25 protein-coding genes are annotated in these 22,674 nt (G+C 66.1%); 5 read left to right on the forward strand and 20 right to left on the reverse strand.

Features of this window, described 5'->3' with window-relative positions; genetic code table 11:
• Positions 1 to 39: 39 nt before the first annotated feature.
• The 9 genes from ACZBJS_RS08805 to phnG are packed head-to-tail and all read right to left on the reverse strand — an operon-like array spanning position 40 to position 6,991.
• Entirely contained in the window at positions 40 to 651 is a 612-nt protein-coding gene (locus tag ACZBJS_RS08805) for a pyridoxamine 5'-phosphate oxidase family protein (RefSeq protein ID WP_316395986.1), read from the reverse strand.
• Positions 652 to 673: 22 nt separating this feature from the next.
• Positions 674 to 1,267, reverse strand: coding sequence for a phosphonate metabolism protein/1,5-bisphosphokinase (PRPP-forming) PhnN (gene phnN, locus ACZBJS_RS08810; protein WP_253624191.1), 594 nt, complete (start codon positions 1,265 to 1,267; stop codon positions 674 to 676).
• Positions 1,264 to 2,418 (reverse strand): alpha-D-ribose 1-methylphosphonate 5-triphosphate diphosphatase, encoded by a 1,155-nt coding sequence (locus ACZBJS_RS08815; RefSeq protein ID WP_076829001.1) that lies wholly within the window; start codon positions 2,416 to 2,418, stop codon positions 1,264 to 1,266. Before ACZBJS_RS08815 ends, phnN begins: the two co-directional genes overlap by 4 nt.
• 13 nt (positions 2,419 to 2,431) lie before the next feature.
• Positions 2,432 to 3,130, reverse strand: coding sequence for a phosphonate C-P lyase system protein PhnL (gene phnL / locus ACZBJS_RS08820; RefSeq protein ID WP_057015437.1), 699 nt, complete (start codon positions 3,128 to 3,130; stop codon positions 2,432 to 2,434).
• An 8-nt stretch (positions 3,131 to 3,138) separates the two neighbouring features.
• Positions 3,139 to 3,936: a phosphonate C-P lyase system protein PhnK gene (phnK, locus tag ACZBJS_RS08825; RefSeq protein ID WP_028339544.1), complete on the reverse strand. Its 798-nt coding sequence runs from the start codon at positions 3,934 to 3,936 to the stop codon at positions 3,139 to 3,141.
• Positions 3,929 to 4,813, reverse strand: a complete 885-nt coding sequence (locus tag ACZBJS_RS08830; RefSeq protein WP_463438641.1) for an alpha-D-ribose 1-methylphosphonate 5-phosphate C-P-lyase PhnJ — start codon at positions 4,811 to 4,813, stop codon at positions 3,929 to 3,931. The genes phnK and ACZBJS_RS08830 overlap by 8 nt, the downstream gene beginning before the upstream one ends.
• Positions 4,810 to 5,913 (reverse strand): carbon-phosphorus lyase complex subunit, encoded by a 1,104-nt coding sequence (locus ACZBJS_RS08835; protein ID WP_076829004.1) that lies wholly within the window; start codon positions 5,911 to 5,913, stop codon positions 4,810 to 4,812. Before ACZBJS_RS08835 ends, ACZBJS_RS08830 begins: the two co-directional genes overlap by 4 nt.
• Positions 5,914 to 5,916: 3 nt before the next feature.
• The gene (phnH, locus tag ACZBJS_RS08840; protein WP_316395990.1) at positions 5,917 to 6,525 is read right to left on the reverse strand and encodes a phosphonate C-P lyase system protein PhnH; all 609 of its coding nucleotides are present in this window, start codon (positions 6,523 to 6,525) and stop codon (positions 5,917 to 5,919) included.
• Between the two features lie 4 nt (positions 6,526 to 6,529).
• The gene (gene phnG / locus ACZBJS_RS08845; RefSeq protein WP_141341820.1) at positions 6,530 to 6,991 is read right to left on the reverse strand and encodes a phosphonate C-P lyase system protein PhnG; all 462 of its coding nucleotides are present in this window, start codon (positions 6,989 to 6,991) and stop codon (positions 6,530 to 6,532) included.
• 128 nt (positions 6,992 to 7,119) lie between these two features.
• Between phnG and phnF the strand changes: the two genes are divergently transcribed.
• Positions 7,120 to 7,845, forward strand: a complete 726-nt coding sequence (gene phnF, locus ACZBJS_RS08850) for a phosphonate metabolism transcriptional regulator PhnF (protein WP_316395991.1) — start codon at positions 7,120 to 7,122, stop codon at positions 7,843 to 7,845.
• A gap of 853 nt (positions 7,846 to 8,698) precedes the next feature.
• Here the strand turns inward: phnF and ACZBJS_RS08855 are convergent.
• Positions 8,699 to 9,199: a DUF1269 domain-containing protein gene (locus ACZBJS_RS08855; RefSeq protein WP_076829007.1), complete on the reverse strand. Its 501-nt coding sequence runs from the start codon at positions 9,197 to 9,199 to the stop codon at positions 8,699 to 8,701.
• Between the two features lie 346 nt (positions 9,200 to 9,545).
• Here ACZBJS_RS08855 and ACZBJS_RS08860 point away from each other — a divergent pair, with 346 nt between their 5' ends.
• Complete coding sequence (locus ACZBJS_RS08860; protein WP_463438642.1) at positions 9,546 to 11,252, forward strand: Na/Pi cotransporter family protein; 1,707 nt, start codon at positions 9,546 to 9,548, stop codon at positions 11,250 to 11,252.
• A 49-nt stretch (positions 11,253 to 11,301) separates the two neighbouring features.
• Here ACZBJS_RS08860 and phnE (ACZBJS_RS08865) read toward each other — a convergent pair whose 3' ends face one another.
• The 4 genes from phnE (ACZBJS_RS08865) to phnC form a co-directional block, all read right to left on the reverse strand.
• Positions 11,302 to 12,150 (reverse strand): phosphonate ABC transporter, permease protein PhnE, encoded by an 849-nt coding sequence (gene phnE, locus ACZBJS_RS08865; RefSeq protein ID WP_316395993.1) that lies wholly within the window; start codon positions 12,148 to 12,150, stop codon positions 11,302 to 11,304.
• Positions 12,147 to 13,031: a phosphonate ABC transporter, permease protein PhnE gene (phnE, locus tag ACZBJS_RS08870; RefSeq protein WP_463438643.1), complete on the reverse strand. Its 885-nt coding sequence runs from the start codon at positions 13,029 to 13,031 to the stop codon at positions 12,147 to 12,149. The genes phnE (ACZBJS_RS08865) and phnE (ACZBJS_RS08870) overlap by 4 nt, the downstream gene beginning before the upstream one ends.
• An 83-nt stretch (positions 13,032 to 13,114) precedes the next feature.
• Complete coding sequence (phnD, locus tag ACZBJS_RS08875; protein ID WP_316395995.1) at positions 13,115 to 14,047, reverse strand: phosphonate ABC transporter substrate-binding protein; 933 nt, start codon at positions 14,045 to 14,047, stop codon at positions 13,115 to 13,117.
• Positions 14,048 to 14,126: 79 nt separating this feature from the next.
• Positions 14,127 to 14,942, reverse strand: coding sequence for a phosphonate ABC transporter ATP-binding protein (phnC, locus tag ACZBJS_RS08880; protein ID WP_028334545.1), 816 nt, complete (start codon positions 14,940 to 14,942; stop codon positions 14,127 to 14,129).
• 211 nt (positions 14,943 to 15,153) lie between these two features.
• On the opposite strand from phnC, the gene ACZBJS_RS08885 reads away from it, so the two are divergent.
• The 3 genes from ACZBJS_RS08885 to ACZBJS_RS08895 are packed head-to-tail and all read left to right on the forward strand — an operon-like array spanning position 15,154 to position 17,687.
• The gene (locus ACZBJS_RS08885) at positions 15,154 to 15,819 is read left to right on the forward strand and encodes a transferase hexapeptide repeat family protein (protein ID WP_141341832.1); all 666 of its coding nucleotides are present in this window, start codon (positions 15,154 to 15,156) and stop codon (positions 15,817 to 15,819) included.
• Positions 15,816 to 16,988 (forward strand): alpha-D-ribose 1-methylphosphonate 5-triphosphate diphosphatase, encoded by a 1,173-nt coding sequence (locus ACZBJS_RS08890; RefSeq protein ID WP_463438644.1) that lies wholly within the window; start codon positions 15,816 to 15,818, stop codon positions 16,986 to 16,988. The genes ACZBJS_RS08885 and ACZBJS_RS08890 overlap by 4 nt, the downstream gene beginning before the upstream one ends.
• Before the next feature lie 9 nt (positions 16,989 to 16,997).
• Positions 16,998 to 17,687 (forward strand): DUF1045 domain-containing protein, encoded by a 690-nt coding sequence (locus tag ACZBJS_RS08895; protein WP_253640462.1) that lies wholly within the window; start codon positions 16,998 to 17,000, stop codon positions 17,685 to 17,687.
• 6 nt (positions 17,688 to 17,693) lie between these two features.
• Here ACZBJS_RS08895 and hemC read toward each other — a convergent pair whose 3' ends face one another.
• From hemC to ACZBJS_RS08925, 6 genes are all read right to left on the reverse strand, one after another.
• The gene (gene hemC, locus ACZBJS_RS08900; RefSeq protein WP_253624199.1) at positions 17,694 to 18,704 is read right to left on the reverse strand and encodes a hydroxymethylbilane synthase; all 1,011 of its coding nucleotides are present in this window, start codon (positions 18,702 to 18,704) and stop codon (positions 17,694 to 17,696) included.
• Positions 18,705 to 18,769: 65 nt separating this feature from the next.
• Positions 18,770 to 19,390, reverse strand: a complete 621-nt coding sequence (gene pncA / locus ACZBJS_RS08905; RefSeq protein WP_463438670.1) for a bifunctional nicotinamidase/pyrazinamidase — start codon at positions 19,388 to 19,390, stop codon at positions 18,770 to 18,772.
• A complete protein-coding gene (locus ACZBJS_RS08910) occupies positions 19,390 to 20,208 on the reverse strand; it encodes an aspartate dehydrogenase (RefSeq protein ID WP_463438645.1) in 819 nt (272 codons plus the stop codon). Before ACZBJS_RS08910 ends, pncA begins: the two co-directional genes overlap by 1 nt.
• A complete protein-coding gene (locus tag ACZBJS_RS08915; RefSeq protein WP_316395999.1) occupies positions 20,208 to 21,626 on the reverse strand; it encodes a M20/M25/M40 family metallo-hydrolase in 1,419 nt (472 codons plus the stop codon). The genes ACZBJS_RS08910 and ACZBJS_RS08915 overlap by 1 nt, the downstream gene beginning before the upstream one ends.
• Before the next feature lie 130 nt (positions 21,627 to 21,756).
• A complete protein-coding gene (locus ACZBJS_RS08920; protein ID WP_316396000.1) occupies positions 21,757 to 22,245 on the reverse strand; it encodes a Rid family hydrolase in 489 nt (162 codons plus the stop codon).
• Between the two features lie 23 nt (positions 22,246 to 22,268).
• The gene (locus ACZBJS_RS08925) at positions 22,269 to 22,673 is read right to left on the reverse strand and encodes a c-type cytochrome (RefSeq protein WP_316396001.1); all 405 of its coding nucleotides are present in this window, start codon (positions 22,671 to 22,673) and stop codon (positions 22,269 to 22,271) included.
• Position 22,674 lies beyond the last annotated feature (1 nt).

The following is a 22,674-nucleotide window of genomic DNA, read 5'->3' on the forward strand; positions in this document are numbered from 1 at the left end:
GCACTTTTCCGGATCATGCTTCCCAGCCGTCCGGGCGCATCACCACATCGTCTGTCGCGCGCGCTCCGGCCATTCCCGATCGTATTCTTCGCCGCCGACCGTGTGCTCGCTCATCTCGGCGAGGATCTGGCCCGGCGTCGGCAAGACCTTCGGATCGACCCGCTCGTCCGGATTCCAGAGATCGGAGCGCACAATCGCGCGCGCACACTGGAAATAGATCTCCTCCACATGCATTACGATCACCGTGCGCGGTGCCTTGCCCTCGATCATGAAGGAGGCGAGCAGCTCCGGCTCGGCCGTGACATAGGCGCGGCCGTTGACGCGCAGCGTGCTGCCTGAGCCCGGAATCAGGAACAGCAAGCCGACGCGGGGATCGCGAACGATGTTGCGCAGCGAATCGCAGCGATTGTTGCCGCGGCGATCCGGCATCATCAGCGTCTTCGCATCATGGATGCGCACGAAGCCCGGCAGGTCGCCGCGCGGCGAGCAATCGAGCCCTTCGGGGCCTGCGGTCGCAAGCGACACGAACGGCGATTTCTCGATGAGCACACGATAGAGCGGCGTCACGTGATCGGCGACCTTCACGGTCGACGCGTCGTTCGGGAAGCCGTAGATCGCCTCAAGCTGCTCGACCGTTTCGACCACCGACATTCGTGCCGTTCTCCTATGGTTGCTAGTCGTCCCAGCGTTCGCCCTTGATGATGCGGACAAGCTGTCGCGCATGATAGTCGGCGGTGCCGGAATTGACGATGGTGAAATCGGGCGTCGACGTGCTCTCGTCGACGGTGCGGGCCAGCCGCCGCTCGAGAAGGCCGTCGCTGCTGCGCGCCCGCATCGCGAGCCGCGCGGCCAGCACATCTGGCGGCGCCGTGACCAGCACCACGACAGCATTGGCATAGTTGCGGCGCGCCGCGGCGATCACGGTACGCGAGACGTTCGCGATCACGGTGCGCCCGGCGCCGATATCGTCGTTGATCGACCGCGACAGCGCGTAGCGATGGCCGTGCGCTTCCCAGTGCATGGCGTAGTCGCCGGCGGCTACCGCGCGCTGGAAGCTCTCCGCGCTGACCTCCTCATTGTCCTCCGACGCCGAGGCCTGGCGGGTGATCAGTCGACGGGGAAACACGACATCGCGATCATCGCCACAGGCCGCCTTGGCGAACCCCAGCAGCGTATCCTTGCCGGCGCCGCTCGGGCCGACCACCAGGATCAGCCGGCCGGGACCGATTCCGGCGCGCCGATCGGCGACGACGGATGCATCGGTCATGCGACCCTCCCTCCCTCGCGCCAGACGCTGCGCACGACAGGCAGATCGCGCGCAACGTGCACGCGGATCAGGTCGGCGCGCCGGCCGACCGCGATCTCGCCGCGGTCGGTGAGCCCGACCGCTTCGGCCGGCGTCTTGGTCACGGTGCGCACGGCGGAAGCGAGATCGATCGCCGGCACATGCCGCGGCAGCTGCAGCGCCGCCATCAAAAGGCTGGACGGGATGTAGTCCGACGACAGGATATCGAGCATGCCCTCATTGGCGAGATCGACGGCCGCGATGTTGCCGGAGTGCGAGCCGCCGCGCACCACATTCGGCGCGCCCATCAAGATGTCGATGCCGGCGGCGTGCAAGCCTCGCGCGGCTTCCATCGTGGTCGGGAACTCTGCCACCGCGACCTTGTCGTTGACGGCGTCGACCACGTTCTCATCCGTGGTGTCGTCATGGCTCGCCAGCGGGATCCGGTATTCATGCGCCAGCGCGACGATCGCGCGGGTGTTCGCCACCGCATATTCCTTCTGATAGGCGAAGCGCCGTGCGAACAGCACGTCGAGCTGGGCGTCGGTCATGCCGCCGCCCTTGCCGCGATAGTAGTCGCGCAGCTTGACCTCGTCGCGGAACTGGCGCTGGCCCGGCGTGTGGTCCATCAGCGACATCAGCCGCACGTCCGGCCGGTCGATCAGCTCCTTGGCCTCGGCGACCACGTCCGGCATCGGGACCTCGCAGCGCAGATGTAGGAAGTGATCGGCGCGCAGCAGATTCTCCTCGCGCGCCGCCGCGATCGCCGCCGCCAGCACGCCGGCGCGGCCGTCGACATCCTCGGCGCCGTCCTCGCGCCAGACCCGCAGCGAATCCAGCACCGTGGTGATGCCTGAGGTCGCGAGCTGCCCGTCATAGGAGATCACGGCCGCGACCGGATTCCAGAACACCTTCGGCCGCGGCACATAGTGCATCTCGAGATGGTCGGTGTGCAGCTCGATCAGCCCGGGCATCAGGAGATCGCCGCCGGCATCCTCGGCGGCCTCGGGCGCCCTGCCCTCGTCGAACTCGGCGATCTTGCCATCAGCAATCGCGACCCAGCCCTGCTCGATCACGCGATCGGCGAGGACCAGCCGGGCGTTGCCGATGATAGTGTCTTGCTTGGCGGTCATTTCAAACGGTCCTTCAGGCAGCAGCCGCGAACGAGGTCACATCGACGATGCGGTCGGCAATCAGATGACGGATTTCGTCGTCATGGACAATGGCGACCATCGCGACGCCCTTGGTTTTCTTCTCCGCGATCAGCTCGACCACCACGGCGCGATTCGCCGCATCGAGCGAAGCGGTCGGCTCGTCCAGCAGCAGGATCGGCAGGTCCGAGATGAAGCCGCGCGCGATGTTGACGCGCTGCTGCTCGCCGCCGGAGAAGGTCGAGGGCGGCAAGGTCCACAGCCGCTCCGGAATGTTGAGCCGGCGCAGCAGCTGGCCGGCGCGCGCGCGGGCCTCCTCGCGCGCCACGCCGTTGACGATCAAAGGCTCGGCGACGACGTCGATCGTCGCCACCCGCGGCACGGCGCGCAGGAACTGGCTGACATAGCCGATGGTCGAGCGGCGGATGCTCAGCACCTGGCGCGGCTCGGCGGTGGCAAGGTCGACAACCATGCCGTGATGGCGGATGCCGATCCGGCCGCTGTCGCAGCGATAGTTGCCGAAGATCATCTTCAGGATGGAGGATTTGCCGGCGCCCGACGGGCCCGACAGCACCACGCACTCACCCGGATCGGCGTGGAACGAGACGCCGCGCACCACGGGCAGTTCGACGCCGCCCTGCAGATGCATGGTGAAGGTCTTCTCGGCGTTGGCAAGTTCGATCATCGCGGTCATTGGCACGCTCATGGCGGAAGAATCGAGGAAACGAGCAGCTGCGTATAGGGCTCACGCGGATCGTCGAGCACCTGGTCGGTGAGGCCGGTCTCGATGACGCGGCCGCCCTTCATCACCATCACGCGATGCGAAAGCAACCGCGCCACGGCGAGATCGTGGGTCACGACGATCGCGGCGAGCCCGAGCTCGCTGACGAGGTTGCGCATCAGGTCGAGCAAACGCGCCTGCACCGAGACGTCGAGGCCGCCGGTCGGCTCGTCCATGAACACCAGCCGCGGCTCGGTGACGAGGTTGCGGGCGATCTGCAGCCGCTGCCGCATGCCGCCGGAATAGGTCTTCGGCGCGTCGTCGATGCGGCCGGTATCGATCTCGACCCGCTCCAGCCAGGTCGACGCGGTGTCGCGGATGCGGCCGTAATGATTCCAGCCGACCGCCATCAGCCGCTCGCCGACATTGGCGCCGGCCGAGACGCCCATGCGCAGCCCCTGCGCCGGGTCCTGGTGCACGAAGCCCCAGTCGGTGCGGAACAGGAAGCGCCGCTCGGCCTCGCCGAGTTCAGCGAGATCGCGCAGCACGCCGTCGCGCATCCGGTAGCACACCCGGCCCGCGCTCGGCGCGAGCTGCGCCGAGAGCAGCTGCAGCAGCGTCGACTTGCCCGAGCCGGACTCGCCGACGATCGCCAGCACCTCGCCGGGATAGAGCGCGAACGAGACGTCGCGGCAGGCGGCAAGCCGGCCGTAATTCTTGGCAAGCCCCTCGGCCACCAGCAACGGCTCGTCGTTGTCGAGGCTCGAGAGCTCAGACATGCGCCTTCTCCTTGTGCGGCGCTGCGCTCTCGGTGCCGTGATGGCCGGCGGCCTGGCGCTGCTCGCAGAAGTCCGTGTCGGAGCAGACGAACATCCGCCCGCCCTTGTCGTCGGTGATGATCTCGTCGAGATAGGAATTGTCGGCGCCGCACAGCGCGCAGGGCGCGTTGAAGCGGTAGCGCGTGAACGGGTGATCCTCGAAGTCCAGCGACACCACGGTGGTGTAGGGCGGGATCGCGTAGATGCGCTTCTCGCGGCCGGCGCCGAACAGTTGCAGCGCCGCGCAATTGTCCATCTTCGGATTGTCGAATTTCGGCGTCGGCGACGGGTCCATTACGTAGCGTGCGTTCACCTTCACCGGATAGGCGTAGGCGGTCGCGATATGGCCGAAGCGCGCGATGTCCTCGTAGAGCTTGACGTGCATCAGCCCGTATTCGGCGAGCGCGTGCATGCGCCGCGTCTCGGTCTCGCGCGGCTCGAGGAAGCGCAGCGGCTCGGGGATCGGCACCTGATAGACCAGCACCTGTCCGGCATGCAGCGACGCCTCGGGAATGCGGTGCCGGGTCTGGATCACGGTCGCGTCCGTGGTCGAGGTCGTGGTCACGACACCCGCGGTCTTGCCGAAGAATTTGCGGATCGAGATCGCGTTGGTGGTGTCGTCCGAGCCCTGGTCGATCACCTTCAGCACGTCGTCGGGACCGAGGATCGCGGCGGTCACCTGCACGCCGCCGGTGCCCCAGCCATAGGGCATCGGCATCTCGCGGCTCGCAAACGGCACCTGATAGCCGGGGATCGCGATCGCCTTGAGGATCGCGCGGCGGATCATCCGCTTGGTCTGCTCGTCGAGATAGGCGAAATTGTACGTCGGCGCGTTCATTCCGCGGCCTCCTGCATTTCCACGGCCTCGTTGGCTTCCGCGAACTCCTGCCGCAGCTTGCGCAACAGGCCGAGCTCGGACTGGAAGTCGACATAGTGCGGCAGCTTGAGATGCTCGACAAAGCCGGTCGACTGGACATTGTCGGAGTGCGACATCACGAACTCCTCGTCCTGCGCCGGCGCCGCCGCCTCCTCGCCGAGCTCGCGCGCACGCAGCGCGCGATCGACCAGCGCCATCGACATGGTCTTGCGCTCGCTCTGCCCGAAGGCGAGGCCATAGCCGCGGGTGAAGCACGGCGCCTCGGTCGTCGAGCCCTTGAACTGGTTGACCATCTGGCACTCGGTCAATTCGATCGAGCCCAGCGGCACGGCAAAGCCCGCGTCCTCGGCGAAGAACTCGACCTCGACCTCGCCGAAGCGGATCTCGCCGGCGAAGGGGTGATTGCGGCCGTAGCCGCGCTGCGTCGAGTAGCCGAGCGCGAGCAGGAAGCCCTCATCGCCGCGCGCCAGATTCTGCAGCCGCAAATCGCGGTCGGCCGGAAAGCTCAGCGGCTCGCGCGTGAGGTCGCCGACCGGCGTGTTGCTATCTGCCTGCGGCGAGGATTCGATCAGACCGTCACGGCCGAGAATGTCGGTCACCCGCGGCGTGGCGGCCTGCGAGGCCTCCGCGGTCGCCGGCTGCTCCGGCACAAAGCCTTCAGCGAGCTGCGGATCGAGCAGGCGATGGGTGTAGTCGAAGGTCGGCCCCAGGATCTGGCCGCCCGGAACGTCCTTGAAGGTCGAGGAGATCCGCCGCCGCACCTGCATCTCGCCGGTGTTGACCGGCTCGGTGGCGCCAAAGCGCGGCAGCGTGGCACGGAAGGCGCGGACCAGGAAGATCGCCTCGATCATGTCGCCGCGCGCCTGCTTGATCGCGAGCGCCGCGAGCTCGCGGTCGTAGAGCGAACCTTCGGTCATCACGCGATCGACGCCGAGCGCGAGTTGCTCGGAAATCTGTGCCAGCGTCACCTCGGGCACCTCGCGGTCGCCGCGCCGCTCATGCGCGAGCAGACGATGGGCGTTCTCGATGGCGCGCTCGCCTCCCTTGACGGCTACATACATCGCTCACACTCCGCTTGCGATCAGCCGCGTGGTGCGCGGGATCGCCACAATGGCATCGTCATGGACCAGCACGACATCGATGCCGCGCGGGAACAGGGCTTCGTTGATCGCAAGCCGCTGGAACAGGTCGCGCGGCTTGAGCATCGCCTGCAGCACGGCGCTCCCGTCGATACCGGGCCCTTTCAGCTCGAAGGCCGGCCCCTGCGACAGGCTGTCGACCTGCAGGATCAGCGTGGTCGACCGGTCAGGATATTCGCTGCTGCCGAATGCGAAGCGATCGAGCGCCGGCAGGCTCGCGGCATCGCCGATCAAAGCGAAGCTCGCGATCGAGGAATCGGCCACCACCGGCGCGCTGGCGTGAAACTTCAGCCAGCGGGCGACGTCCGGCGTCGCCGACATCGCAGCGTCAAGCCAGATCGGCGTGTCGTGATCGAACAGCGTCAGCGCGATCGCGGCCGAGCCGCGCATCATGCCGGCGGGCGTTCCGACGCTCGCGGCGACGCGCTGCACGCTGCCCGGGCGCGCCATCGCATCCATCACGGAACGGAAAGCCGACTGCGCCGACAGCACCTTGTCGGCAAAGCCCGCGGGCATTTCGGCAATCGTCGTCATTGCATCATCCCTCACCGCGCACCATCGTGTAGAAATCGACCCGCGTCGCCGCGGTTTCCGCTGCCTTGCGGCCGCGTTCGGCGTTCATGGCGACGCGCAGCGGCGCGATCACCTTGGCCTCCACCTCGCCGGACAACTCCGCCGACTGCACCATGGCGTCGCACAGCGCGATCATCTGCGCCTTCCGCGCGTCGCGGCCGAGCGTGTAGCCGAAGCCGACCTCGCCGGTCGCAAGCCGCACCGCCGCGCGCGACACCGTCGCCTCGCCGAGATTGAATGGCGCACCGTCGCCGCCGATCCGCCCGCGCAGCATCACAAGGCCGTTTTCCGGCTCGCGCAGGTTCTCATGCGCGGGCACCGCGATCGCGGCCAGCCTGCCTGCGATGTCCGTAGCGGCGGCGTGCGCCAGCACCGTCATCGCGGCCTTGCGCTGGGCCTGTTTGCTGTTTGGTCCGGTCGAACTCATGGTCGAACTCATGGGCAAACCTTTGGGCAACCTTGCCTGCATCAAGTTGTCTATGATACTAGACAACTTGATAGCGGAGCGCCATGACTGTTTCGTGACAAACCAAAGATTTCTGGTATCACCGCGCCATGAGCATGCAGGAAAGTTCCGGCGTCGCCTTGTGGCGGCAGGTCGCCGACGGCATCGAGCGCGGCATCGCTGACGGCCGCTTCGCCGCCGGCGAAAAGCTGCCCGGCGAGATGGAGATCGCCGAGACGTACCGGGTCAACCGGCACACCGTGCGGCGGGCACTCGCCGCATTGGCCGAGCGCGGCCTGGTGCGCGCGGAGCGCGGCAGCGGCACCTATGTCGAAGCCCAGCGCCTCGCCTATCCCTTGCGCTCACGCACGCGGTTCTCCGAGATCGTCGGCGCCGGCGGTCACGAGCCGCGCGGCCAGCTGATCGATGCGAGCAGCGACACCGCCAATCGCGAGCTTGCGCGCGAGCTCGGCCTGAAGATCGGTGCGCCGCTGATCCGGATCGAAGCGGTGCGGCTCGCCGACCGGACGCCGATCTGCGTCTCCACCACCTGGCTGTCGGCCGAGCGGTTTCCCGATGCCGGCAGCGTGTTCGCCAACGTCCGCTCGATGACGAAGCTGCTCGGGCATTACGGCGTCAAGGACTACCACCGCGCCTCGACCCGGATCACCGCGGCGATCGTCGATGCGACCGACGCCGCGCGACTCGACCTGCCGCTGGGACGGCCGGTGCTGGTGGTCGACGCCACCGACGTCGACATACTGGACCAGCCGCTGGTGACCAAGCGCTCGCGCTTCGCCGCCGAGCGCGTGGAGTTTCTGGTCGAGAACGGCTGACAATCCCCTTTGTAATCCGAACTAAACGGTCGAGCCCTGCAAGGCCCGATGTCTTGTTACACACGCCCACGGCCAGTATGAACGTTGGTCGTCGTCAGGTGCCCGATATTGCCTCGCTGCGCAACCACGGCTCATCCATGAGCCGATCGAGCACCCCCCCAGGTAAAAGCGCGGTACGATCCACTGCTCTCCAGCGCGAGATCGACCAGCACGGTATCGCGCACTTGGCCCGCGCGTGTTTGCGGCTCCTTCAAGGACATGGCGGGGCTCCGACTGGCGTGCGGCCACGTCGCGGCCGGCGAACGATAGACAAAGCAGCCATCAGCTCCTGCCGGGAAGCGGTTGCGGGAGTGGTTGCGGACGCTCGATTCCTGGCCGCCCAGGTCTCGGAGGCCGAGTGACCGGGCGGTGGCCTGGCCGTCGCCATCCGTGCCATCCCGCCGGACCACCCCAACCCATGCCGCGCCTTGAACCAAAACCACACCGATACCAACCGCCGCCGCGCCATCCCCTGCTGTACCAACAGTAGCGGTGGCCCCTCCAGGTGAATTGGACAGTTTCCGCGAGACGAAGCTCGTCGGCGGCCTGGCGCAGACCCAGCGGCGCAATGAGGCCGGCCTGCGAACGACCGCTGGTCGCCGTGATCGCCACCGAAGCAATCCCAAGTGCTAGGCCCCATAGAAACAATTTGCGCATGATTTTCTCCCGGCTCCTGGTTGCGCGGAAGGGAAGCGACCGCGGAGCCGAACGCCGCAGCCAACCTCATCGCTGGCGATCCGCCCAAGGACCGATGCTGTTGCGCACTGATCCCCACGCAAGTCCGCAGCGTATTAGGCCGCCACAAGATCGGCGACTAGGCAGCCTTGGCCTGAGTTGCGGCTGCGAGCGCGTCGCGAAGGTGCTGCTCCTTCTTTTCATCGAGCGAGGTCGTCAGGACGATCCCTCCCGCATCCTTGATCGCATTGAGAACCTTGTCTGAGGTCATGGACTTGATCAGCAGGAACAGAACGGCATCTCCCGATTTCACCTTCGACGCGAGATCCTTCATGAACTGGTCTCTGATCCCGAAATCGGTCAGCGCACCGCTCAAAGCGCCTGCGCCGGCTCCGAGCGCCACGCCGAGAAGGGGATTCAGGAATACCATCCCCAAGAGCAGTCCCCAGAAGCTGCCACTGGCGGCGCCGGTCATGGTGGTGTTCACGAGCTGATTGAGCTTTACAGCGTCCCCGGTTTTGACTGCGATCACGGCATCGCTGATCGTGATCAGGTACTCGCTCTGAAGCTTGAGTATTTTTTGCCGAACTTCCTCTGCTTTGACTTCGGATGGGTACACGATCGCAACGAGATCTGACATTGAACACTCCCTGATGGCTCGAAGTGCTGCCCCTATTCCGCGCGTGATGCACGGCCGAAACTTAGCACAGACCCGAAAGTCTCTTGCCGCGCAATCATGCACGCAGCTTCACAATCCCGAGATGTTTTTAGCGCTCGGTGCAATTGAGTAAGCGACATTGTCGCATGTGTCTCGAACAAGGACTCGCCGCAAGCCTGTGTGCCGCGCCCTTCTGAGTTCGACCCGTGCGACCAAAAAGCCGTCGCGGGATCGGCCGGATGACAAATCCTCATCCCGTGCTGACTTCAGGGCGCCGCTGCTTTAGGTTGATTGGTTCAATTGTCGGTGCACTGCGAAGAGAGCACGCATGTCGACGGCGATCTCGGTCCTCGGTGGAGTTGGTTTGTTCCTGCTTGGCATGAGCGTCATGACCGCCGGCCTCAAGGGACTCGCCGGATCCAAATTGCGGACAGTCCTGAGCAAGGCAGCAGCGACCCCGCTATCCGGTGCGCTGTGGGGCGCCATCGTGACCTTGATCGTGCAATCGTCCAGCGCCACGACGATGACCACCATCGGTCTGGTAAGCGCGGGCGTGCTGACCTTTCCACAAGGGCTGGCCCTGGTGTTCGGTGCGAACGTCGGAACCACGGGAACCGGCTGGCTCGTTGCGCTGATCGGCGTTCGCGTCTCCCTCACGGCCGCGGCGCTCCCGATGATTTTCGTCGGCGCATTGATCAAGCTGTTGGGCGGTGGCCGTGTATCCGCAGCGGGAGCAGCCCTTGCGGGGTTCGCGCTGGTGCTGTTCGCGCTGACGACCCTGCAGCAGGGCATGGGAGGACTAGCCGAACGGTTGCACCCGGCGGACTTGCCGGCCGTTCTCGGCGCCACCTGGTGGGCCGGCTTGTACGGGGTGCTGGCGCTGGCCGTCGTCGGACTGGTGATGACCGCCGTGATGCAATCGTCGACCGCGGCTATCGCGGTGACGCTCTCGGCACACTATGCTGGAGCCATCGGCCTAGACCAGGCATGCGCACTGATCATTGGGCAGAACATCGGAACGGCGACCAGTTCCGCCATGGCGGCAATCGGCGCGAGCAGCACCGCCAAGCGATTGGCCTTGGCGTACATCCTGTTCAAGCTGATTGCGGCGGCTATTGCGCTGGTGCTCTTCCCCGTGACCATTCCCCTTCTGGTCCGCGCCTCAGACAGCATTGGTGGTGTAACGCTGCTTGCAGCTTATCACACCGCCTACAACGTCATCGGCGTCCTGGTGCTGCTGCCTGTGATCAATGGCTTTACCCGGTTCGTCGAGCGCATCCTGCCCGAACGAGGCTCACCGCTGACCAGGTGCCTGGATCCGGCAGCGCTCGCGACCCCGATCGCAACCGTCGAGGCAGTGCGACGCACGGTCGCGCGCGCGCTTGAAGCGATGTGCGGATCATTGGCGACAGCACTGTCAACAGCGAGTCAGGACGCCTCCGTCCCGGCGAGACAGAACACAGTGCCAGCGGGGGAAGCTGCCTCTGCCCTGCGCCAGGCGCAGGAGTTCATATCAGAAGTAAGTGGACCTCCTGAATCGCAGAATGAGCAGCGGCGGCTCACCAGCACGGTACATGCCCTTGACCACGCGTCTCGCCTGGCCGAAACCTTCGGCGAGGAAATCGAACTCGGTCGGCTCCCCAGCGGCTCCCAGGACATGCGCGCGGTGGAACTCTGCGTGGAGGCCATGCGTAGCGCGGCATCGCTCGCCGCTGAAGTCGCTGTCGTGCCCGACGCTTCCGATTCCGCCAGAAAGATCAAGCCGAGAACAGCGTCGACGCGGTCGCACCAGCCAGGGAAGGCACTCGCCACAGCCGGGACATCGACCGAGCAGGCCCTTGCGCATCTGGAACACTGCGCGAAAGCACTCGGCGAAGTGCGGAGAGACCACCGCAAGGCCACGCTCGACTCAGTGGCGGATGGAACGACGATCGCGGACGACGCAATCGCTCGCGTCGATACCGTACGGCGCCTTGAAACGCTCACGCATCACGCCTGGCGCTCCCTCGCGCATCTTCACGGTCGCAGCGCATAGTGCGATACAAAACTCGAGGCGCCCCGCAAGAGCAGGGCGAGGCAAGGTTCTACACCACGGCGCGCTGGCCGATGATGGCAAAACGCAGCTTGCTCGAGATGAAGTCGATCGCGGCGACCGCGATGAGAATCATCAGGATCAGGAACGACACCTTCTGCCATTCCAGCACGCGGATCTGCTCGGCGAGCTGCAGTCCGATGCCGCCGGCGCCGACGATGCCGATGATGGTAGCCGAGCGGGTGTTCGACTCGATGAAGTAGAGCACCTGCCCGGCGATGACAGGCAGCACCTGCGGCAGCAGGCCGAAACGGATCTCATGCAGTGCGCTGCCCCCGGAAGCGCGGATGCCCTCGACCTGCTTGCGGTCCGCCGCCTCGATCGCCTCGGAGAACAGCTTTCCGAACGCGCCGAAGTCCGAAACCATGATCGCGAGCACGCCGGCGAACGGGCCGAGGCCGACGACATTGATCCAGACCAGCGCCCAGATCAGCGTATCGACGCCGCGGATCGAATCCAGGAAGCGCCGCACCGGGAAGCGGATCAGGTTCGAGGGGATGATGTTGCGCGCCGCCAGCAGGCTGACCGGCAGCGCGAACAGCGCCGCAAGCGTGGTGCCGAGCAGCGCGATCGACAGCGTCTCGCCGAGTGCCTGCATGTAGAGCGGGAACGACGAGCCGGGATTCGGCGGGATCATCAACATGGTGATCCAGCCGAGCTGGCCGATGCCCGCGATCAGCCGCGACGGCGAGAAGTCGAGATCGACCAGGCCGAACACGAAGATCGCGAGCGCCGCCACGATCATCGCCGGCAACGCCAGCCGCGCTGACGCAGGCCGGTCGAAGGCGTCGGGGTATTTCGCGCGCAGCTCGCTGGTGTCCGGCCTCGGCATCTGGCTCATCGCCGCGTCTCCTTGCCGAACAGCCGGCCACGCAGCCAGCCGGTCGAGATGTCGATGATGAAGACGGTGACGATGATGGTGATGAGGATGGCGCTGACGTCGGAATAGTAGAACTTGCGGATCGCGACCACCAGCTCCTGGCCGATGCCGCCGGCGCCGACGAAGCCCATCACCGAGGCCTCGCGGACGTTGATCTCGAAGCGCAGCAGCGCATAGCTGGCATAGCCGGCCGAGACCTGCGGCAGCACGGCAAAGCGCATGCAGGACAGCCAGCTCGCGCCGGTGGAGCGGATGCCCTCGACCGGCTTCATGTCGGCATTCTCGACGATCTCGGCGAACAGCTTGCCGAGCGCCCCGGTGGTGTGGATCGCGATTGCCAGCACGCCGGCCATCGGCCCGAGGCCGAACGCGATCACGAAGATCAGCGCGAACACGATGCCGGGGACGGTGCGGGCGAATTCCAGCAGGCGGCGGATCGTGAAACGTACCCACGGGCCCGGCGACGTATTCTGGGCCGCGAAGAAATTGAGCGCGAAGGCGAGCACGGCACCCGTCAGCGTGCCGACATAGCTGACCAGGATCGTCTCGCCGAGCATCTTCAGCCACTTATGCCAACCCCAGAACCATTCGGCGGGATCGGTCCAGACCCGCGCGCCGGAATCCAGCGTCAGGATGCGATCGAAATAGCTGACGAAATTGCCGAAATAGGTGAACAGCGTGCGCAGGTTCACTTCCGCGCCGAACGCCGCGATCACCAGCACCGCACAGAATGCCGCCGTTGCCAGCGCGGCCTTCAACCGCTTGCGTGCGACGGACTTGCGGTAGGCGTCCCCCAGCGTCACCAGTTGCTGCGCTGGAAGAATGGATACGGCGGTCGCCATCGACGCGTGCCAGTCCGGTTCGGAGTTGAGTGGAGAGAAAGGGCCGGGCTATACGCCCGACCCTCGTGACGTCAGGCGTGCGATCAGCTCGCCTTCTTTCGCAAACCGTCGACGAACTTGATCAGCTCGATGGTGCCGTCCCAATCCTTGGTGGTGGCGGGATGGAAGCCCTTCTTCTGACCGTCGGACAGACGGTCGAAGGCGGCCTTGTCCTTGGTCGGGGCGTCGAAGAAGGCCTTTGCGATCGCGGCCTTCAGGTCCTCCGGAAGATCGGTGTTGTACGCATAGGGGCCGTTGATGATCAGCGCCGACTTGTGGATGATGCGGAAATCATCCTTCTTCATCGCCGAGCCGTCGGCATTCTTCAGCATGCCCTTGGTCAGCATCTGGGCGAGCGTGGAATCATCCTCGTTGGTCCACTGGTTGGCGGCCACATCAACGGTTCCCTGCGACAGCGCCAGGACGGCGTTCTCGTGGCTGCCGGTGAACACGACCTTGCCGAAAAAGCCTTCGGCGTTCGTGATGCCCATCTTGTTGAGTTCGAAGCGCGGCACGTTGTTGCCGGACGTCGAGTTCGGATCGACCAGGCCGAGATTCTTGCCCTTCAGGTCCTCGACGGTCTTGTACGGGCTCGACGCCTTGACGAAGAACACCGAGTAATAGCCGGTCGAACCGTCGGCGTTCATATCGTTGGCGAACGCGTCGGTCTTGACGCCGGTCAAGCGCGCGCGAGAGAACGAGGCCGAGCCGTAGCTGGCGATCTGGATGTTGCCGGCGCGCTGGCCTTCGATGACGGCCGCGTAGTCGTTGGCGATGCGCAGTGTGACCTTCACGCCGAGTTCCTTCGACAGATACGCCACGAACGGCGTCCAGCGCTCGGTGACGCCGGAGGCGTTCTCGGCCGGCACCACCGCGAAGGTGAGCTCCGGATACTTTGCCTTCCAGTCCTGCGCGGAGGCCGAACCGGCAAATGCCAGCGCGGCGGCGCCAGCCAGAATGATGCGACGAGTGAACATGACTACCCCTCTTTTGTTGTAGTTGCACCTGTTGGCCGGGCAAAATGCCCGGCCTCCCAGATTGAAAAATGCGCGACGCTCAGGCCGCGGCTGCGGTGCCGAGTGCCGGCGCAGTTGCACCGTCGGGCGCGGGCAGCGGTGCTGCGCCGATGACGTCATTGGCCTCGAGGTCATAGAGCTCGCGGGCGATATGGTCGGTGAGCGCCGCGGGGGCGCCATCGAACACCACGCGACCCGCGGCCATGCCGACCAGGCGGTCGCAATAGGTCCGCGCCAGGTCGAGCGAGTGCAGATTGCAAAGCACCGTGATGCCGAAATGCTTGTTGATGCGCAGCAGCGCGTCCATCACGATCTTGGTGTTGCGCGGATCGAGCGAGGCGATCGGCTCGTCGGCGAGAATGATGTCGGGCTCCTGCACCAGCGCGCGGGCGATCGCGACGCGTTGCTGCTGGCCGCCGGAGAGCTGGTCGGCGCGCTGTGCCGCCAGCTGGGCGATGTCGAATTGCTCGAGCGCCGACAGTGCGAGCGCCCTGTCCTGCTCCGGCCAGACCTGCGCCAGCGAGCGCCATGACGGAATCTGGGCCAGCCGGCCCATCAGCACGTTGGTCAGCACATCAAGGCGGCCGACCAGATTGAACTGCTGGAAGATCATCGCCGAGCGCGCGCGCCACCGCCGCAGTTCCTTGCCGCGCAACGCGGTGACGTCGGTGCCCTCGAACAGGATACGGCCGGAGGTCGGATCGGCGAGACGGTTGATCATCCGCAGCAGCGTCGACTTGCCGGCGCCGGAGCGGCCGATCACGCCGACAAAGCTGCCCGGCGCGATCGAAAAGGACGCGTTGTCGACTGCGGCTTTCGTGCCGAAACGGCACGTCAAACCTTCCACCACCAGCATGTAATGCTCCAACCGCGCCTCGTTGGGCCATCGCTATCCCCGGCGTTTTACAGTTATGTGACGACGGCGCTGCGGTGCGGCGATCGTCCACACCCCTCCCTTGTCGCTCCCTTGCCGTCATCGCAACGTCATGATGTTGTCATCAAGCATCCCGATGACGAGCGCGCATCCCCCGGAAGCCCAAGATTCTTGAAGATTTGCGGAGGCCCTGATGGCCGGAAAAACACTCTCGGTTGTGCCGACCGTCGACCCGACCGCGTCGGTCCGTGAGAGCAAGCTCGGCAAATATACCGAGGTCGGCGCGCGCACGATCCTGCTTGAAGTGAGCATGGATGACTATTCCTACGTCGTGAATGACAGCCAGATCACCTACACCTCGATCGGCAAGTTCTGCTCGATCGCGGCGATGACCCGCATCAACCCCGGCAACCACCCGATGCATCGCGCGACTCAAGCGCATTTCACCTACCGCGCCAGCGCGTATTTCCCCGGAGAGAGCGACGACACCGACTTCTTCAACTGGCGACGTGCGCATCACGTGCATATCGGCCATGACGTCTGGATCGGGCACGGTGCGATCCTGTTACCAGGACGGAACATCGGAACCGGCGCTGTCGTCGCTGCCGGCGCGATCGTGACCAAGGACGTTCCCGCATACACCATCGTTGCCGGTAATCCGGCGCGGCCCGTGAAGCGGCGCTTCTCCGAGACGATCGCCGACCGCCTCGCCGCGCTCGCATGGTGGGACTGGGATCACGAGACGCTCCGCCGCGTCCTGCCCGACTTTCGCAAGCTCGCGGTCGAGGAATTCCTCGACAAGTACGAGGCCGAGGCCGTATCCAAATCGCAAGCCAAACAACGGAGCGCCGCATCGTGACGGACATTTTCATCGAGGGCGGGCGCACGCTGGTTGACGGCGCCCTGGTCGAGACCTCGCTGCGGACCGCAGGCCGCGACATCGGCGCGCTCGACGCCGAGCAGGGTCGCGCCGTGCTTCACATCGATGCCAGTGGCCTCCTGGTGCTGCCCGGCATCATCGACCTGCATGGCGATGCGTTCGAGCGGCAGATGATGCCGCGCCCCGGCGTCGACTTCCCGACCGACGTGGCGCTGATCGACAGCGACCGGCAGGCGATCGCCAACGGCATCACCACCGTGTTCCATGGCGCGACCTGGTCGTGGGAGCCCGGCCTGCGCAGCGCGGAGAATGCGCGCAAGCTGCTCGATGCGATCGAGGCGCTGCGGCCGCAGCTCGCCGCCGACACCCGCTTCCATCTGCGCCACGAGACCCACAATCTCGAGGCCGAGGCCGAGATCATTCAATGGCTCAGTGAAGGCCGCATCGACCTGTTCGCCTTCAACGACCACAGCAACGTCAAGCCGAAGAAGCGCAACCAGCTGGCCGAGCGCACCGGGCTCTCCGTCGAGGCCGTCAACGACATGCTCGACCGGATCGTGGCGCGCCGCCCCGAGGTGCCCACCTCGATCGCGCGACTCGCCGCCGCCGCGCGCGCGGCCGATATCCGCATGCTCTCGCATGACGACAACAGCCCGGCGATGCGCCAGGAGTTTCGCGCGCTGGGCGCCACGATCGCCGAATTCCCTGTCAACGAGGAGACCGCGCGCGACGCTGCGGCGGCGGACGACTTCATCGTGTTCGGCGCGCCCAATGTGGTGCGCGGCGGCAGCCATACCGGCTGGACCAAGGCATCCGACATGATCGCGCAGGGCCTCTGCTCGGTGCTGGCGTCGGACTATTACTATCCGGCGCAGCTGCTCGCGGCGTTCCGCCTCGTCGCCGATGGCATCCTGCCGCTCGCCAGGGCCTGGGACCTGATCTCGTCGGCGCCGGCCCGCGCGGCCGGGCTCGCCGATCGCGGCGTGCTCGCCGCGGGCCGCCGTGCCGACATCATCGTCGTCGACGACAAGGCGCCGCTGCGGCCGCGCATCATCGCCGTATTAGCGGCCGGACGGCTGGTGCATCTGGCGGACGCGAGCTGCCTCGTTCATTCACTCGCGCCGCGCAAGACGGTTGCGGCGGCGTAGCCCAGTCCCATGGCCAGCACTCCGCGCTACGCGATCTATTATGCGCCGTCACCCGACAGCGTCCTGCACCGCTTCGGTTCGACACTGCTCGGCTACGATGCGGTGTCGGGCGACGACCTGCCGTTTCCCGAAGGCGTCACGCCGGACTGGCGCGAGATCACCGAAGATCCGCGCAAGTATGGATTCCACGCCACGCTGAAAGCGCCCACCGCGCTCGCCGACGGTCGAAGCGAGGCCGAGCTTCTCGATGCCTGTGCCGCCTTCGCCGGCCGCGCGCGGCGCATTCCGGTGATCGAACCGGTGGTCGATGCAATCAGCGGCTTCATCGCGGTGATCCCGGCCAGCCGCTCGGATGATCTGCAGCAGCTTGCCGCCGATTGCGTCACCGAATTCGACGCGTTCCGCGCGCCGCTGACGCCGGAAGATCGCGCGCGCCGCAGGCCAGAGAAACTCACCGCGCGGCAGTGCGACTATCTTGACCGCTGGGGCTATCCCTACGTCATGGAGGAGTTCCGCTTCCACATGACGCTGACAGGGCGGCTGAGCGACGAGCGGCGCGGCCCGATCGTGGCGCAGCTGCGCTCACGGTTCGCGGCGGTCGACCTCGCGCGGCTCGCAATCGACCGCATCGCGCTGTTCAAGCAGACCGACAGCGCATCGCGCTTCCGCATCATCGGCAGCTGGCCGTTGCGGGCGTAGCGCGCGCTATTCCTCCGCCCGGGTGCGGGCGATGATCTCGGCGGCGCCCTTCTCCAGCAGCTCCATGCCCACGGCGCGGCCGAGTTCGCGCGGCCGGTCCGCGGGTCCGCGCCGCGTCACCTCGATGAAGCCGGCGCCGGCCTCGTCGAGCACGGAGGCGCGCAGCGTCATCTCGGCTCCCGCGAGCGTGGCGTGGCCCGCGATCGGCGAATTGCAATGACCGTTGAGCACCCACAGCACCTCGCGCTCGGCCTCGGCCGCAAGCCGCGACTGCACGTTGTCGATCCCGGCAAGCCGCGCACGCGTCGCCCAGTCGGTCTCGACGCATTCCACCGCGACAATGCCCTGGCCGACCGCCGGCAGCATCTCGCCGACCGAGAAATCATGCGCGATGCGCGCGGTCATGCCGATGCGCTCCAGGCCCGAGCGCGCCATCACCAGCGCATCCGCCGGCCCCACGTCGCCGCCGCCGGGCAGCCGCTGCTTGTCGCCGCGATCGAGCTTGGCCACGCGCGTGTCGGCGGCGCCGCGATAATGGATCACGGTCGCTTCCGGAAACAGCCGGCGCAGATAGGCGGCGCGGCGCACGGCGTTGGTGCCGATCATGAAGCCCTTGCCGCGCGCGGCGCGCAGCGTTTCCAGCGACAGGCCGGGACGCAGCACGAGGCTGTCATTGGCGGCATCGCGCGCCAGCATCGCGGCGATGACAAGACCCGGCGTCTCCTCGTTGCCCGGCACGTCCTTCAGCGAATGCATCGCCGCCTGCAAGGTGCCGGCACGCATGGCTTCGCGGATCTCGGCGACGAAGGCGCCGCCCTTGCCGCCATGACGCAACAGCTTGCTGGTCTGGTCCTGGTCGCCGCGGGTCTCGAACTTGACGATGTCGACGGCAAGGTCCGGCGCCGAAGCGCGCAGCAGGCGTGCGACCTCATCTGTCTGCGCGAGCGCCATCGCGCTCTTGCGCGTCCCAATCCGCAAAACCTGTCCCGACACGAAAGCTCCGCTACGCGTGATCATCAACGGTGGGGGATTAGAACAAAAAGCCAGTCAAAACAACGGTTTTTGCCCCTCTTTGGCGACGCTCAGACGAGCTCCTCGACAAGCTCCACCCCGGCCTTGCGCATCGCCGCGGTGGCGACGGCAAGCGAACCGCCGAGATCGATGGCGCGGCAGCCTGCCAGCACGACAATAGTCTCGAAACCGAGCCGGCGCGCATCGAGCGCCGAATACTGCACGCAATAGTCCGTGGCGAGCCCCGCCATCACAATGCGCTTGAGGCCGCGCTCGCGCAGATAGCCGGCGAGCCCGGTCGGCGTCTTGCGGTCGTTCTCGAAGAACGCCGAATAGGAATCGATCGCGGCCCGGAACCCCTTGCGGATCACGAGCTGGGCCCGCTCGGTGGCGAGGTCAGGATGAAACGCGGCGCCCGCGCTGCCCTGGATGCAATGATCCGGCCACAGCGTCTGCGGCCCATACGGCATGGCGATCTCGGAGAACGGCGCCGCGCCCGGATGCGAGGTCGCAAACGAGCTGTGGCCGGCCGGATGCCAGTCCTGGGTCAGCACGACATGGTCGAACCGGCCGGCCAACCGGTTGACGACCGGCACGACGGCATCGCCGTCCGCGACCGCCAGCGCGCCGCCGGGGCAGAAATCGTTCTGCACGTCGATGACCAGGAACAGATCGTCGGGCGCAATCTTCATCATGTGCCGATCCGCAACGATGCGCGCAGCTTGCGCAGGCAGGCGATCACCGACAGCGCGGTGATGCGGCCGGTCTTCGGGTTCTCCGAGGGAATGTTCTCGATCATCATCGAGAACCGCGCGGAATCTGAATCGACCTCGATCCGGTGGGTGTTGCGGGTCACGGTCGGATCCGCCCAGATCTCGACCCTCGTGCGGTCGGGGCCGATGCCGGCCAGCGACAGCGCCACCGCGACGTTGAGGTTGGCCGGAAAACCCTTTGCGGCGTCGCGCGCACTGCCCTCGAAGATGCGCAGCGGCTCGGTGATGCCTTCGATCCGGATGTTGTTCTCGACCAGATGCGGCGCGCCGACGAGGCCCGCGACCGGCTTGCGCGTCACCAGCCTCGCCGAATGGATGGTCCCGATCGCCGCGGCGGTCACCGCATCGAGCCCGATCAGCGCGCCGGTCGGCACGATGATCTGGCCGCCATGGGCCTTCGCGAGATCGACGAGGTCCTCGTTCTGCAGCAGCGCGCCGACGCTGAGCACGACCGCGGTCTTGCCGCGCTCGACCACCGGCGCCACGATTGCGCGGACCAGCTTGCTCGGCGCGCACTCGACCACGATGTCGGCAATCTCGGCCAGCTGCTCGATCGGCACCAGCTTCGGCGCAGACTTGAGCTCCGCCACCCAGCCGCGATGCTTGTCCGGGCTGTTCGCCGACACCGCAACCAGCGCGAGGCCCTCGATGCCCTGATCGAGCGCCTTGACGACGTCGGTGCCGATCGCGCCGAGGCCGGCGACCGCAACCCGTGTCCTTGTCTTGCTGTCAGCCATCATTTCCCGCCGGCGAGCATCTTGACCAGGCGATAGAGATACTCCTCGCCCTCGTAGAACGACTTAACGAGCACGCGCTCGTCCTTGCCATGGATACGGTTGTCGTCGACATCGGCGGCCAGCCCGGAGTGGCCATAGGTCGGAATCCCCGCGTTACGCAGATAGCTGCCGTCGGTCGCGCCGGTGCTCATGACCGGAACGATCGACGCATCCGGCCAGAACTCCTTCGACAGCTTCTCGATCGAACCCATGATCTCCTCGTTGAGGGGCGACGGCGGGCTCAGCACGGCCTTGCCGGTCGGAGCCACCGCGATCTCCTTGTCGGCGAGCACGCGCTCGATCGTCGCCTGCACGCCCTCGACCGGCTCGCCGGGCAGGATCCGGCAGTTCACCTTGGCGGTCGCCAGCTGCGGCAGCGCGTTGATGGCGTGGCCGCCCTCCAGCATGGTCGCAACGCAGGTGGTGCGGAGCTGCGCATTATAACCCGGATTCTCCGACAATCGCTCCAGCGCCGCCGGGCCGGGCTGCGGCGCCAAAATGGCCTTGATATCGTCGGCATGCGACGTGTCGACCTCGGCGGTCTTGGTGAAATAGATCCGGGTGGTCTCGTTGAGATTCATCGGGAAGCTGTAATTGGAGAGCCGCACCAGGCCTTCGGCGAGATGATAGATCGCGTTGTCCTTGCGCGGCAGCGACGAGTGGCCGCCGCGATCCTTCACCGTGAGCTGGTAGCCGATCGAGACCTTCTCGCTGGTCTGCACGCTGTTGCGGATCGCCTTGCCGTTCTTGAGACCGACGCCGCCGCCTTCATTGAGCGCGAACTCGGCATCGATCAGGTCGCGGTGGTTCTTGATCAGCCACTGCATGCCGAGACCGTTGGCATCGAGGATCTCCTCGTCGGTCTCGAGCGCCACGATGATGTCGCGATCGGGCTTGTAGCCCTCCTTCTTGTAGCGGATCAGATTGGTGATGAAGGCGGACGCCATGTATTTGTCGTCGCTGGAGCCGCGGCCGTAGAAATAGCCGTCCTGCTCGGTGAGCTTGAACGGATCGACCGACCAGTCCTCGCGGTTGGCGGGGACGACGTCGATATGGGCGACCAGGAGGATCGGCTTGCGCGCGCCGGAGCCGTGCAGCCGCGCCACCAGATTGCCCTTGTGCGGCGCCGGCGAGAACACGTGCACGTCGGCCTCGGGGAAGCCAGCCGCGCGGAGCCGCGCGCCCATCGCCTCCGCTGCCTTCTGGGTATCGCCGGTCGCGGTGGTCGTGTTGATCTCGACCAGCTCCTGGTAGATGCCGCGGGCGAATTGCTGCTGCTCGGTCAGCCCCTGCGCCGCGGCGCCGGTTGCCAGCAGCGCCGGACCAAGCGCTGCCGCGAGCCGCAGCGATCGAACCGTGTCTCTAGCCTTGTGCGACATCGTACTCTCCCAGAATTCCGCCGCCTGATCGGAGACGAATTCAGACAGGCGACACGCGCTTTGGCAAGACGGCGAGCCCTTCAATTTCCGCGCGCATGCTCCGCGGTTTCGCGCACGCTATTTGCAGTCCTTATTTCGAGTCCTTGGCCGCGATCACCTCGATCTCGACCAGGAATCCGGGATTGGCGAGCGCGGCGACGCCGACCACCGAGCGCGCCGGCAGGTTCGGCTGGCTGCCGCCGAAGAACTGGGTGTAGCCCTCCATGAAGGCCTTGAAGTCCATCGGCGCGGATGCGTTGTGCACCAGGAATACCTGCATCTTGACGACGTCGCCCATGCCAAGACCCTGGCCTTCCAGAATGGCCTTGATGCGGTTGAGCACGCCGACGGTCTGCGTCTTGGTATCGCCATAGGCCTGCGGGCTTGACGGATCGGCGTCCTTGTTGATCGCCGGCGGCACCTGGCCGCTGACATAGACGGTCGTGGTGTTGCCGGTGACGGTCACGGCCTGCGCGATCGGGAATGTCGAGTTGGGAATCGGATGCCTGACCACATCCGCGCAGGCGACCGTCGCCACCGCGGATAGCGCCGCGCCCAGTGTGATACCGATGAATTTCATCAAACTCTCCCCGAGTGTTTTTGTCAGCGGCGGGCGTCCTGGACATCCTTGGTCGTCACCGCGTCCTCATAGTTGTTGCTGAAGTGCGTCCGCAGATAATTCACAACGGCGGCGACCTGACCATCGGTCATCATGTCGCCGAACGCCGGCATGCCGCGGCGGCCGTTGATGACCAGGAAGACCGGATAGCTGCCGGCCTCGAGATTCTTGTTGCCGGCCAGCGACGGGTAGCTGCCCGCCCCGCTGGCGCCCGTCGCATCCGGCATGTGGCAGCCCTGGCACACATTGGCGAACAGCTCCTCGCCGGTCATCTCGACGAAGCGGTAGCCCGAAGAGAAGGTGCGCTTGCCCGCGCCGCTGTCCTGCCCAAGGGCTGCCGTCGCCCACAGCAGCGCCAGTCCAGCGACGACGGATGTTGCGGTCCGCATC

The organism is Bradyrhizobium sp. KZN70725, from assembly GCF_055264925.1.